17 protein-coding genes and 1 tRNA gene are annotated in these 12,336 nt (G+C 42.2%); 3 read left to right on the top strand and 15 right to left on the bottom strand.

Features of this window, described 5'->3' with window-relative positions; translation table 11 throughout:
- Positions 1-52: 52 nt before the first annotated feature.
- The 7 genes from R7041_RS16090 to R7041_RS16060 all read right to left on the bottom strand — a co-directional run bounded on the left by R7041_RS16090 (position 53) and on the right by R7041_RS16060 (position 4,092).
- Positions 53-481, bottom strand: a complete 429-nt coding sequence (locus R7041_RS16090) for a hypothetical protein (protein WP_318114877.1) — start codon at positions 479-481, stop codon at positions 53-55.
- A 239-nt stretch (positions 482-720) separates the two neighbouring features.
- The gene (locus R7041_RS16085) at positions 721-969 is read right to left on the bottom strand and encodes a hypothetical protein (RefSeq protein ID WP_020329574.1); all 249 of its coding nucleotides are present in this window, start codon (positions 967-969) and stop codon (positions 721-723) included.
- Between the two features lie 12 nt (positions 970-981).
- The gene (locus tag R7041_RS16080; RefSeq protein WP_318114878.1) at positions 982-2,145 is read right to left on the bottom strand and encodes a site-specific integrase; all 1,164 of its coding nucleotides are present in this window, start codon (positions 2,143-2,145) and stop codon (positions 982-984) included.
- Between the two features lie 96 nt (positions 2,146-2,241).
- Complete coding sequence (locus R7041_RS16075) at positions 2,242-3,363, bottom strand: hypothetical protein (protein ID WP_318114879.1); 1,122 nt, start codon at positions 3,361-3,363, stop codon at positions 2,242-2,244.
- 172 nt (positions 3,364-3,535) lie between these two features.
- Entirely contained in the window at positions 3,536-3,733 is a 198-nt protein-coding gene (locus tag R7041_RS16070; protein WP_182020213.1) for a glycine zipper domain-containing protein, read from the bottom strand.
- Between the two features lie 84 nt (positions 3,734-3,817).
- Positions 3,818-3,955 carry a hypothetical protein gene (locus tag R7041_RS16065; RefSeq protein ID WP_023585706.1) on the bottom strand — a complete coding sequence of 46 codons (138 nt, stop codon included), beginning with the start codon at positions 3,953-3,955 and terminating at the stop codon, positions 3,818-3,820.
- A gap of 14 nt (positions 3,956-3,969) precedes the next feature.
- Positions 3,970-4,092 carry a hypothetical protein gene (locus tag R7041_RS16060; RefSeq protein ID WP_318114880.1) on the bottom strand — a complete coding sequence of 41 codons (123 nt, stop codon included), beginning with the start codon at positions 4,090-4,092 and terminating at the stop codon, positions 3,970-3,972.
- Positions 4,093-4,269: 177 nt separating this feature from the next.
- On the opposite strand from R7041_RS16060, the gene R7041_RS16055 reads away from it, so the two are divergent.
- The 3 genes from R7041_RS16055 (at position 4,270) to R7041_RS16045 (ending at position 6,394) form a co-directional block, all read left to right on the top strand.
- Positions 4,270-5,175: a helix-turn-helix transcriptional regulator gene (locus tag R7041_RS16055; RefSeq protein ID WP_318114881.1), complete on the top strand. Its 906-nt coding sequence runs from the start codon at positions 4,270-4,272 to the stop codon at positions 5,173-5,175.
- A 396-nt stretch (positions 5,176-5,571) separates the two neighbouring features.
- Positions 5,572-5,697: a hypothetical protein gene (locus R7041_RS16050; protein ID WP_255212448.1), complete on the top strand. Its 126-nt coding sequence runs from the start codon at positions 5,572-5,574 to the stop codon at positions 5,695-5,697.
- 229 nt (positions 5,698-5,926) lie between these two features.
- The gene (locus tag R7041_RS16045; RefSeq protein ID WP_318114882.1) at positions 5,927-6,394 is read left to right on the top strand and encodes a hypothetical protein; all 468 of its coding nucleotides are present in this window, start codon (positions 5,927-5,929) and stop codon (positions 6,392-6,394) included.
- Between the two features lie 535 nt (positions 6,395-6,929).
- On the opposite strand, the gene R7041_RS16040 is transcribed toward R7041_RS16045, so the two are convergent.
- The 8 genes from R7041_RS16040 to R7041_RS16005 all read right to left on the bottom strand — a co-directional run bounded on the left by R7041_RS16040 (position 6,930) and on the right by R7041_RS16005 (position 12,324).
- Positions 6,930-7,361: a DUF2787 family protein gene (locus R7041_RS16040; RefSeq protein ID WP_318114883.1), complete on the bottom strand. Its 432-nt coding sequence runs from the start codon at positions 7,359-7,361 to the stop codon at positions 6,930-6,932.
- A gap of 100 nt (positions 7,362-7,461) precedes the next feature.
- Positions 7,462-7,962, bottom strand: a complete 501-nt coding sequence (locus R7041_RS16035) for a hypothetical protein (protein ID WP_318114884.1) — start codon at positions 7,960-7,962, stop codon at positions 7,462-7,464.
- A gap of 44 nt (positions 7,963-8,006) precedes the next feature.
- The gene (locus R7041_RS16030) at positions 8,007-8,390 is read right to left on the bottom strand and encodes a hypothetical protein (RefSeq protein WP_318114886.1); all 384 of its coding nucleotides are present in this window, start codon (positions 8,388-8,390) and stop codon (positions 8,007-8,009) included.
- A 102-nt stretch (positions 8,391-8,492) separates the two neighbouring features.
- Positions 8,493-9,728 (bottom strand): integrase family protein, encoded by a 1,236-nt coding sequence (locus tag R7041_RS16025; RefSeq protein ID WP_318114887.1) that lies wholly within the window; start codon positions 9,726-9,728, stop codon positions 8,493-8,495.
- A gap of 130 nt (positions 9,729-9,858) precedes the next feature.
- Positions 9,859-10,377 (bottom strand): hypothetical protein, encoded by a 519-nt coding sequence (locus tag R7041_RS16020; RefSeq protein WP_318114888.1) that lies wholly within the window; start codon positions 10,375-10,377, stop codon positions 9,859-9,861.
- 1 nt (position 10,378) lies between these two features.
- Positions 10,379-11,644, bottom strand: coding sequence for a hypothetical protein (locus tag R7041_RS16015; protein WP_318114889.1), 1,266 nt, complete (start codon positions 11,642-11,644; stop codon positions 10,379-10,381).
- Positions 11,645-11,860: 216 nt separating this feature from the next.
- Complete coding sequence (locus tag R7041_RS16010) at positions 11,861-12,022, bottom strand: hypothetical protein (RefSeq protein WP_318114891.1); 162 nt, start codon at positions 12,020-12,022, stop codon at positions 11,861-11,863.
- 217 nt (positions 12,023-12,239) lie between these two features.
- Positions 12,240-12,324 (bottom strand) — tRNA-Leu (locus tag R7041_RS16005).
- Between the last annotated feature and the right edge of the window lie 12 nt (positions 12,325-12,336).

Here is a 12,336-nt window from a genome sequence, read left to right as displayed (position 1 = left end):
GAAACGCAAAAAGACGCTCTAAGGCGTCTTTTTGCAAGGTTTACAATGATGATTATTTAAAGTCTGACCAAGCAATCTTAGGCAGATCATTGCCCTCGCTATACGTCAGCAAGGCTTCAGTAATCGCGTCACGCAAACCTTCGAGGTCACTGAATTCTTCAGGCGTAAATATAGCAAGCAAATTGTCGCTGTTTACCACCGTCATCAACAATGCACCCGACTTCGGAGAGATGAAAGCATTACCAACCGTATCCGCATGGATCCAGCCACCGCTTTCCAACATGAAGCACTTGTTTTTCTCAGGCTTCATCTTCTTCGATACCTGTTTAAAGAGTGCGTCAGCCTCTTCACCTGTTTCAGCAACGATTAGATTGCCTCTTGCACCCAGAATAAGCAGTAGATCTTCAGACGGAAGAACCGTTTTACCACCAAACACATTTGCTACACCAGAGTTAGTACGCACAAAAATAGAGTTACTCATTTTGATACCTCAAATCATTTAAATTGTTAAAGAGCAATCTGGTTGGACGAACCAATCCAGTTGCCCTCCCGCCCCAAACTTGGGATACCAATATTCTGCTTTTTTAAGGCATCGCATTTTGGGGGTACAAAAATGCGATTTTCAGGTAACGAATCGTTGCGCAATGAAACTCCTGAAATAAACAAAGCCCAGAGTGCATAGCACTCTGGGCTTTGTTTTTAGTACGTTACAAACTTAAGTTAGATTAACCAACGAGGAGCCAACTTCCGTTCTTGCTCTTCCAACAGTTTCTTCTGCTTCTCAGCCTGTTCATCTTCCCAAGCAATCACATCACTTAACCGGAAACGAATAGGACTATTTCGGTTGGTCCCCAATTTAAAGAAAGGCGGTAACGAAGATGGGTTACGGGAACAAGCTGTAGTAATGGACTCTAAGCTACGCTTTTGGCGTTCAGCAAGGTCTTGTTTAGTCAAGATAACATCATTCATTTTCCATTTTCCTTATAGACATAGTTCAGAATTGCCAGACAACAAAGACAAGGCGGTGCTTTGGCTCGCTTCAGCCAGTTTAGATTGTTGATGAAAAGCATATCGCTCAGTCGTTGTAATACTCTGGTGAAACAAGCTGGATTGCACTAATCGAGCATCACCAGTGAGCATCAACTGTCTACTGGCGTATGTACGGCGTAAGTCATGGATATTAAAAGACTCACTCCCTCCCGTAGACTGCAACACAACATCACGAATCTTCTCATGGCAACTACGAGGGTAAGCTATATGCGCACCCTCCTTCACAGCAGAAGGAAAAATCCACTCATTCCATGACAACTCTGCGCAGCTTTTTAATACTTCTCGAGCTGGCTCATTAAGCATCACACGGTACGACTTACCATTTTTAGTCATCGGCAGAGTCAACAGTGTAAGGTCGTCACTCAGCATTTCTCGACGGATATCAATGACATTTCCGATGCGAAGTCCCGTAATCAAACTGAACAACAGCGCCTTAGACTGAAAGCTGTTAATGCGAATCGCTTCCCGAATATAGATACGTAACTCATCGTCACTTAAAACTCGGTCACGTATATTGTTTTCAGGCCACTTCTTGATACCCTTACACGGGTTTACAACCAAAAGCTCCAGCTCTACAGCAAGTGAAAAAATGCGCGATAGAAGGGACAAATGACGGTTTACCGTTGAACCTTTAACTTGAGTAGATAGCTCGGTAAGAAATTGCGTAATCTGCAACTTACTAACATCACCTAAAGCTTGATGTGCAAAGATTGGAGCCACTCGACGCCAACGTGTTTTTACACTCTCGATATCTCGATTTCGGCTTTCCATCATTGGAAGAACAAAATCAATGAAGAAGTCACCGATTAAAAGGGATGCAGCTTTGTTGTAATAGCCAAGCTCAATCTTCGAGACACGCTCTCTGGCAATCTTGTCAAAAGTAGAAATGCTCATCTCAGGCCAATGTCCAATCACCTCATTAAAACGCTGACCTTTAAACGTCTTAGAGATGCCTAGAGAGATCGTATTGGCATAGAATGTTACTTGCTGGTACTTAACACCCTCACGTCGCTTAACAATAGGACTTTGTCCAGGTTTAGGGCGAGGGTGTGACTCAAAAATAGATGCGGTAAAAGGAATGGCACGACTAACCACAATTTACTCCTGTGCATAGAAAGTCAAAAACATGCAAAGGATTTTACGGATTAGCCGCGTATTATCTGGCAGTACAAAATGGCGATTTTCAAGTCACTAAACTTCCTTCTCGATGATATTTCGCAAATACCTCAATAATCGGTCATCGTTAAAGAGCTCTTCCGATTTCTCGTCGTCATCTTTCGACTCATAAGAAACCAAGAACTCGTCTATCAACTCATAAACAAAATCAAATAGCGCATTCACATCCCGCTTAGCCTGTTTTAACAGCGTTGTATTTCTGTTTTTATAGTCACCACACCCCGCAGCTAAATGTTTATAGCGCTCATCAACATACTGCTTTCTATCTTGAGGGGTAAACGCGTCCAAACATAGCCGTCTCACGGTTTCCTTTGAGATTGGAAGGTGATATTTACCCATTTCCGATACCACCTTAGACACCAACTCCCGAACTTTACCTTGAAACTCCATAGCTTCTTTCTGTATAGACGACTTCTTAGTCACAGTTCTTCTAATCTCGGACACCTTTGCCGCTTTGTTTTCAGCGTCAGCTTTAAGCTTTAGTAACGGAGAAAGCGTCTTTTCACCGGAGAACTTTCGGCGACTTAAGGACATCATTTCGACAATTATTTCTACTTCAGATAAAAGAGCATAAACCTCGGACAGAATGCCTTTAAGCTCAGCCGAAAGACCATCAACTTCAGACAAAGAGTCTCTAACCTTAGTCGAAATCTCATCAACTTCAGATAATGTAATAATATTATCTTCGACAATTTTTTTAGTAGTTTTTAACTTATGGTGCGCTAGGGCTGGAAACAAAAGTTCAGGTAGATGAGGATCTTTTAGGAGCCTGTCATCAAAATCAGGGTATAACTCCGGAACAATCATCGACAAATACAGCGCTTGTACATCTGTATAACCCGCAGATTGTTTAGGTGACGGCAAACCGATACTAGAGCAAAAATCATCATCAACAAACTCGGCGGCATTACATCGAACGTCTTCTATAGCTGCTTTGACGTAATGCCAGACTCCACTACCAGCTAAAACGGTTTCTCGACCATTAATCAATGTGCTCTCTGTTTCAAATGCGCTAGCGTGATACTTCAATCCTTTCTCATCTAAAAGCGCTTTTAACTGTAACTCACAAGCTTTGATTCGCTTCTTAAGAACATTAATTTCTTTCTTTTTTCTAGACATTGTTTTAGGCAGGTTCACAACACAACGACTGATAATCCTATCATAAGTCTTGGATATGTTAGTCCGTGTTATTTACTCCCCAACGGACTAAATGAACACAGAGGAAAAAGCCCAACGAGATAAAGGAAAACCACTTTCCATCAGTTACGATAAAGAAAAAAGTAGAGGCGATTGCGCCTCTACTTTTTCACTAGATAACATCTAGCTCATCCAATGCCCCTCCGATTAATGCACCTGCGACAAACCCGATCGCCCCGCCAATCACGACGCCCTGGGGACCATAGCGGGTACCGAGTGTGGCACCGTACTTCGCGAATCGAACACCTGTTGACGAGCTAGGCTTAAACCAGCGCTGTTGAGGGTTAGTGTGAAAATGTGTTTTCGTCATAATGTTTTCCTTTTCTATAGATACAGAAAAGGGCGATACCTTTCGATACCGCCCTTGTTGATAAGCCTAATTTAGTGATGGGACTTAATCATCGTCATCATCAGCCATGAAGTCGCCGCCGAGCCAACCATCGTCGCCCGGTTCCATATCGAAGTCCTGACTGAAGCCAGAATCTTCTGTACCATCATCATAGTCACCTTGGTCTTCTGTCCAACCGCCCATATGAACGCTCCTTCTTAACTGTAATCCATCGCGCCACACGTATCGCATGACCCGCCCTTGGTAACCCAACCTGGACAACCTAAAGAGCGGCATGAATAACCTGATGCCATAAGTGGCTTAATGAGTGTCACTTTCATTATAGTTTCCTTTAATTGACGTTGTAGTAAATCTACGTTGTGTAGTATCCCACTGAGCTCGGACAGGGTATGTCCAAGACCGCAGAGTGAGTGTGAAAATAGTCATCGTCATTGCCCTGCCTTATCCAATGAAAGCTATGCCAAATCTCAGTGCGCGACGGTTTGAAACATTTAAAAATGTTTTGCCCTCAACCTGTCCAAGGGAAACCGTACGCTAGTAGCATGAGCGATAAGAGTGAAAAGCTAGCTTTAAGGCTAGGTGACATATTGACGAGATTGTTTATGGGAGAAGTGCTCTCCCCTGAGCAGTTGGTAGCGGACTATCAGGTAAGCGAGAAAACCCTGAGACGCGATTTCAATGAAAGGCTAGTCAACGCTCCGATTATCCGCACTAATGAGGGTTATCGGTTAGATCCGGTAACTCGAAATAATGGTAATGCGAATACCAACAAGGTACTGCACGATACGGGTTTGTCCGCGCTACTACCTAATCACTACAAGTTCAACGGTCACACTCCCGTTCTGTTTAAGAACCCACGCTCCGAACCCATGGAGAAGTTCGATGCGCTGTTTAGACAGTTGACCGAAGTTATTACCACTCACTCTGTTATTGACCTTATTTACAATGGCAAAACGTTTGAATCTGTCCATCCATATCGTTTGGTAAATGACCGTGGTATCTGGTTCCTCGCTGCGACCTACTGTGACCAGCTACATTCGTACCGATTACCGAATATTTCACGGATTCACCGCCGGGAAGATAAATACAAACCGAATCAAAAGGTCCACGAGGAGATACATAAACAAGGGATGGAGTGGCTAACTCCGGATGATGCTGAGGTGCTTGTACAGGTTGATAGGGAAGTAGCTCCACGCTTTCTTGAAGGTATGATTCTTCCCCACCAGCAGCTATTGAAAGAACTGAGCGACGGTAGTTTGTTGGTTAGCAGTCGAGTATCAAGATTGAGCGATATCTTGCCCTTGTTGAAGTCCTGGATGCCTCAAGTCGAGGTTCTCTCCCCTGTCAGTCTCAAGCTTGAACTTATACGCGACCTCCACGCCACATTGGATCGTTACAAGTAGAAGACACGCTTCAGATAACCATACCCGATCAGCTTACTGAGCAATTAGGTCATGATGATCCAAATGCTTTACTTGCTGTACGTAAGTATTGTGTCATGACGTTGCCACGTTAATTAATGACGCCCTAGCGTTCCCTCTAGAAACACAGCTACATGACAACAAAGAACACCGACATAATGTCGTTTCACTGCACCACTACAGCCCCTCCTAACCATCAACTTGCCACTATGTACCGATTTTGAGCTTACCTATGTGGGGTAAGCGAAAGAGACGATTTAGCGAAGCCTCAAACCGATACCACGCAAGGGAAAACTCAAAATGATGCCGTTTTTGGTCGTTAATTAGAAAACACTAAAATAATTCCGAAGGAAGCTGTAATTTAATAGGGGTATAACCATGATGTCTGATGCACGAACTCTGCTCCAAATCACTCAGTCCAGTCCGTATTTTTACCTAGTTGATATCGCTAACTTGTTAAGCTTCACCGCCGTTGGCTATCTACTAGGTATGATGACTGGATAAACAGAGCCATGAATTGAACTTGTCACCATAGATTCCGGTGACAAGTTCCTTTTGTTACATCTAGCCTGTTTTAACTAGCTCCTGAAAATAGGTGAAAAATTTGAGTAAAAATTCATTTGTGTCAATCCATTCACGAATATCGTTATAAATCTATCAGTTAGCCTAGTTTTTTATAAGTTAAGCATGTTTAATCCGCGTATCGAAACTAAAACAAAACAGGTACAAGAACATGTCTATTCCATTCAATAAAGCAGATTGGTTACACAATAGCTGTCAAAGTGAAAAAATCGCCAAATGTGCAGCAGCAGCTCATGCACATGAAGCGATTACTACTATCGCCGCCTTCCATGCTGACGAAGACCATTACACAATAGAAGCAGGTGCTGAATACCTAGAAAGCTATGAAGGTCAAGAAGTATTGTTTCTAGAGTTCAAAGCGTATAGTGATTGTGAACATTCTCGCTCTATCGCCATCATCTACGAGAAAGAAGATCTAGTGATGCACTGTGTTGAGTTTTCATTTGGAGGCGAGGATGAGGATAAAGAGGAATACTTTGAGCCAGTTTCTCCAATGACTGTTAATGGGTTCTTCAGTTATCTGAACACCTTGCCGAATATCAAGAAGCATGTACTACTTTCGAGTCTAAATGAAAAAGAGCAACAATCTTTGAGCATGCTAGAGGAACTATCTCAATAGATTTTCTCATATCAACGTAACCATAAGCACTACCTAAGAACATCAAACTAGGTTATCCCAAATGGCAACGTTGAAAATGACCAAGTTTTCGCTCCGACCTGTAAACATAAGATTAAGGTGCGCTCTTGGCGCTGTAATTAGAACAGATGACTATGGAAAATCTCATGGAAACTCGTTCTCAATACCCCTATACGTTACGCGCTATAGCAAAACCTAAACATCAGCTCCCATTGCTTCGACATAGCAATGGGAGCTTTTAATAACAAAACACCAGTGTAAACCAACCAAACTCGTTAAAATTAACGCTCCCTTCCATGGTGTTTTCACCGTTCATTGCAATCCAGCAACTCAATCCCCTCTGAATCCCGAAGGCAACGGATTGGGTAAACGTTGCTAAAACTTGCCCCAATGAAAAAGGCTTTCCATCACACCATGATTAACATGGAGCAATGGGAAGCCTTAGTTTCACTAGGAAGTGAGTCGACTATTTTATGGTACATACATGGTGCTTTCTACTTGGTTTGTTGCCGATGGACTAATCCACAGTGACTTTTATCTCATCGAACACGCCCATTTCCACGTAGCTGAGAAAGTTGGATTCCCACATCGAGTAGAACTCCATTACCTCACTACTTGTTATCGGCAGTTCTGGAACATAGGAAAAACTCGCCGTCCCAGATGAGAAGTTAAAATCCACCTCTTTAACCAGTTCGGGATAAGGACCACTGCAATACGCAAAGTCAGTGATGTAATCAAATATCCACTGGTCGTAGAGGCGGACAAGCCTGATTTCAACGGGGTGCCAACCGCCGTTTTCCGAACTGTAGGATGAATCTCGGAAGTTGATCACAACCGATTGGATCATGGGTGTCCATTTACCTGATTCGCTGATCGCTCGGTTTAAAGCATCTTGAAGATCGACACTGACAGGCAGCAGTAATCGCTCAACGTCAAAAGTTAAGTTCATAATAAAATCTCTTTTAGTTTGTTAGGGAAGCACTCTTGCTAAGTGCTCAGTATGAAAGCCAGAATTGGCTTAGTGGGTAAGAATTGATGTGCTTTTGGGGTTATTTAGCTTTGGGGTCAGCGTCAACTAATGACAGCAACTCATCACGACGTTGCTCGTAGTCAGGCGCTAGAACGTGGAGGAAGACTGATTTCTCCGACTGGATGATAAGACCAAGCCCCCTGCAACAAGCAGCCATAAAACCAGCGTTATTTGCTGACTGCCCGGAAAAGACACACTTCATCACAGAGCTCTTGAACGGCTTATCACCCTGCACATCTAGTACAGCGGTGATATCTTTAAGCGGGATCCATTCCTTGCTGTGTAGACCACCACCCTGATTTCCAGACATACGAATATAGAGCTCGTTTTCTTCATCATGAATGGCGATTTCATAGAACACATGGTTCTCTGTTTTCGGTGATAGCTTTTTAGCTTTGCCCTCGCGCACTATATGAGTGAAATGGTCTACTGGTTGATCGTCAGTGACCGTGACTTGTTCATTACCCTCTACAATTTCAGGTTGAACCGTTTCTTGTTTATTGCTTGGTTTACGTGCCATAGGACACCTCCTTTAAGATGGAATTGTTCAGGTTTAATTGGGTTTTAAGATTCAGCTTGATCAGCTAACTTGGCGACAGGGAACGTTGGACTGTTCATTGGAGCGCAGCAGTACACACCACCACCTTCCATGGTCACTATGGCGACTGCTAGAAGCCAAGGACAGTCAGGAGAGTTAAGAATTAGCACCCACTCGCTAAAGTTACTAAGAAACCTTAGAAAATGCTGGTCTTCCTCAGATTCTTCACTCAAGGTTTCGTCGGTATCGGACTCCTCAATCAAGTACAAGGTCGTACCGACTTCATCCCAGAATGCTTTTGTGTTTTCTTCATCACCGAATGGCTCAATCAAGTGTTCGAGCAGTTTTGCTTTCACACCATCAGGCATTGGCAGTGATTGAATGTCTTCAAACTTGTTTACTGTTTTCATTTCTAATCTCCGTTTAATAATGAAAAAGCCCCTGTTTAGCGATGAGCTAAACAGGGGCTTTTCTAATGTCATTTCCAAATTAACTGGTTAAACCTAACTTCTTCATTCCCAAAGTATCTCTGGCTTCGCAGTCACCATATCCGACAAACGAGAGCCAATCTCCCTCCGACGCCCTACAGTCAATTTTGAGTAGCGCCTTGTTGATGAAAGGTCAGCGTGATTCAACTGCTTGGCTATGTCGTGTAACGAGACTCCTTGTGACGCCAAAAGCGACCCAACTGTATGGCGAGCACTGTGCAGGGTTAGATTCGCTTTATCACCGGGTATGTCGGGCAGTCCCATCTTAGCTTTGATAGCCTTGAAAGCATGCCTAGGTTGCCCTACTGGTTTACCCTTTTTGCGTCCAGGAAAGAGATACGGATTATTCGCCACATGAGGCACCGACCTCAAAATATCAAGCATGTAGTCACTTAGGAATAAAACGTGACTAGTACCGTTTTTCGTATGTGGAATAGTGAGTGTTTTCTCCTCCCAATTCACATCGGATTTCAAGCGCAAACGCAGTTCCTTATCCCTCGCACCAGTCAAAAACAACAAAGCTAGGTACGCGCCAATACTTTTGTCTTCATGGTTCAGAGCGTGACCTATAAACTCCTTTAGCTGTGATTCGGACAAGTACCCAGTTCGCACGTTATCTTCTTTCAACAAGCTCACCTTGTCAGCAATGAGCGGCGCGTCCATCAACTTGTATGCTTGACGATTGATCGTTTTGAGCAGGGCTAGAACACGGTTTATCGAAGCAGGAGCATACGGTTTCCCCTTAATCGTAACGGCGTTTTGCATCTCCATTTGGACTTTGATGATATCGGCGGCGGTTAGGTCATGAATGGATATGTGATGTATCGACTTTGCCAAACGAAATCGAGCGGCGTCATCCTTCCAACTACGTTTCTGTTTAGCCAATGGCAGGTAAACTTCATCAAAGAACCGTTCCAGAGTCATCGTCTTCTCGGTAGTCTGATTGTCACGCTCAAGCTTTGGATCAATACCTTCAATAATTTGCTGGCGATACTCTTTGGCTGTTTTGCGCAGTGTGGCGAGGTCAGTTTCAGGGTGCTTACCAAGACCAATAGATGCCTTCTTACCTGTTACCGGACTGGTATAACGCAGTAGGAAGCGTTTCCCTCCAGACTTACCCACTAAGCAGCGAACACCAGTAGGTAAGCCACTGTCTTTCATAGCAGATAAATTAACTTCGTAATCGGTAGATTTAGCGTTAGCCGGATTGGGTTTCAGGTTGTTGAGGAAAGTGGTAGTGAGTCGTTGTGATTTGCTCATTCAAACCTCCATTAACTAGATATTCTATTAGTTAATATGTGTTTGAATGGATGACTGTTACGGCTAGCAGTAGAAGTATTGGTTACTCATGACACAAAATAAGGAGAGAGGATAAAATCTCTCTACCTCATCAAAATTGATCCTCTCCATCTTTGTTATGAATTTTTCTATATACCTCATTAATGTAAGTAACATTTATCAAAATAACATATATAATGGCGGACAACTGAAGAATACCTAAGGATAATAAGACAGAAACTCCAGCAAAAATAAAATCCTTTTCCAAGGTGGCAGGAAGGAGAATTTTAACCATTTGAAAAAACAATATACAAGACATTACCGAAGCAGATAAGATCAAAACTCCAATCAACCCTTCTAATCGCTTTGTACTTTCACCAAACTCACCCGATGTTACCTTGTTATAGCGTGAAGTAATTGAATCAACAAAAGTAGTATATGTAGATGAGACCCACAAGCCAACAATAGCAAAAATCATAGCAGACGAATTCAATAAAATAGATATATAATCTTTTACATCTGAATAACTCACCTCCACACCGTTCAACTTAATGAGCATAAAGAGTGTTATTGTAATAATGACAAAAAATGTCATAAACAAAAAAAACTTATCCTTAAATGAAAATTTCATCTTAACCGACCTTTGATACATCATCTTTATATGATTCGGAACCATTTGCATCTGAAACTAACTCAGAAGTATCTAGATCACACTCAGAAGTATCTGCGTCATCATTTATATTATTAGGAACATCTGTGTCATCATTAATTTTGCTCAACAAATCTTCCCGCACATGAGAAACAGAATTCATAATCTGAACAGCTGAATACGTATCTTTATCAATAGGCTTTTGATTCATATAAATTTCACTTTTTAATATATACTCATCAAGCCACCTAGTCTTATTACTCCTTCCATCAATTTTTATACCAACATTTTCCCAGCCTGTTGAGCTGATGTTAGCTTGTGTATATTCATTAAATATCTTATCTAGCTCTTGATATGTAGGTTTATCTTCAACAATGACTTCATACTCTTTGTACTTTTTAATTTTACCATCTTGAGAGTTATCCACACTAAATCCTATTTTCTTTAGCATGTTATCCATAATACCAGCAAAAAGTCGCTTATCCTCAGTAGTAGAAGATAATATAGAACGGAATACAAAGTGAGTAATTCTATCTTGCACTTTACTTAAATCTTCAAAATTAGTTCGTTGCTTTGATAACTTAGCCAAAAACTTAAACTGAAATGAATAGTTTATTTCCTTATTTTCTTTCTTTCCTTTTTTCTCTTCGGAACCACTGTAAAGCATTCGTTTAACAACTACCGACTTAGTACCATCAGCCTTTTCACGAACTGTTTCTATCACCTTACCAACATATTTATCACAGCGATATTTAACCCACTCTCTTATATACTGAGAAAGGCCATTGATATCACAAACAGAGTCACGAAACCGAATAGAGGCAACCTTGTTCTTCGAAGGGATGAACCAGTAATACATGACCTGACCCCAAGCAACCTCATTTGCATTAATGCCATCAGCAGAGGTTATTGTATCGTTAGTATTTCCCCCTATAGCAGAATCGTACTTAACCCCTTTTACACCTCCGTTTTCAGCGCCAACAGATTTGATCAAAACGAGAAAAAAATCCCCCGTATCTTCATCTAAATAGAAGCTCTGACAGTATATTTTATTGAAGGAACTTCCACTTTCACCCCAAGGAACTGTATTTTGGAATTTTTTCCCTATAAGCCAACTATTCAAACGAAGTAGCAAATCATCTACATCTACATCTACTGGCTCTCCATCCTTGTTTTTTCTTAAGCGGTAAAAGCCAAACTTCTCGACGTCAAAAAAAGTAATCACGCCTCGTTCTTTAGAATCCGACACTCTGTAACCCATATCCTATGCAACTGAATGATTTAAGATAACAGAAACCTACAGATGAAGAAAATGATTGGTTCACATGGCGCTGACTAAATATTAAGAAGTACGAGACTGATCCTATCCTCGTCGAATAAAGCCTGATCCCTTTGAACAAGCCAAACTGTGATTGATTGTAGCTGTATTACCCCAACGCCCTTCCAACACACACCGCAAAACCGCCTAACTCAAACTGGCTTTTCGACTATCCATCGAAACGATCAGAAACCACATAGCAGCCAAACCAGAAGCGCATAGCACCGTAAAGTCACCATGGTCGTACCATGGTTCTGCTAGCTTAGAGCTCTTGGTAATACTGGCTTGTACGACGGCGGCTTTTTGCATTTGTTGGATTTACTGGGATTCCCTTGCGCACAGAATCGTCATGCGATGAACCATATATGGACCATGGGCGAAATTTTAAGGAGGATAAAGAGAGCCTATTGGAGCGAAAAAAGAGGCGATAGCAGGAAAGGAATTTTGAGATAAGCACCTGAAAAATCGAATATTTACAAACGCCTAAAACGACGAAAGGCCGCTATAAAAGCGACCTTTCTATGTATGGTGCCGGTAGGCGGACTCGAACCGCCACGCCCGAAGGCAACGGATTTTGAATCCGTCGTGTATACCAATTTCACCACACCGGCATCTTTGGGCTA

The sequence above is a fragment of the Vibrio sp. 1751 genome (genome assembly GCF_033339895.1).
GTDB lineage: Bacteria > Pseudomonadota > Gammaproteobacteria > Enterobacterales > Vibrionaceae > Vibrio > Vibrio alginolyticus.
This window is presented reverse-complemented; position numbering and strand designations above follow the sequence as displayed.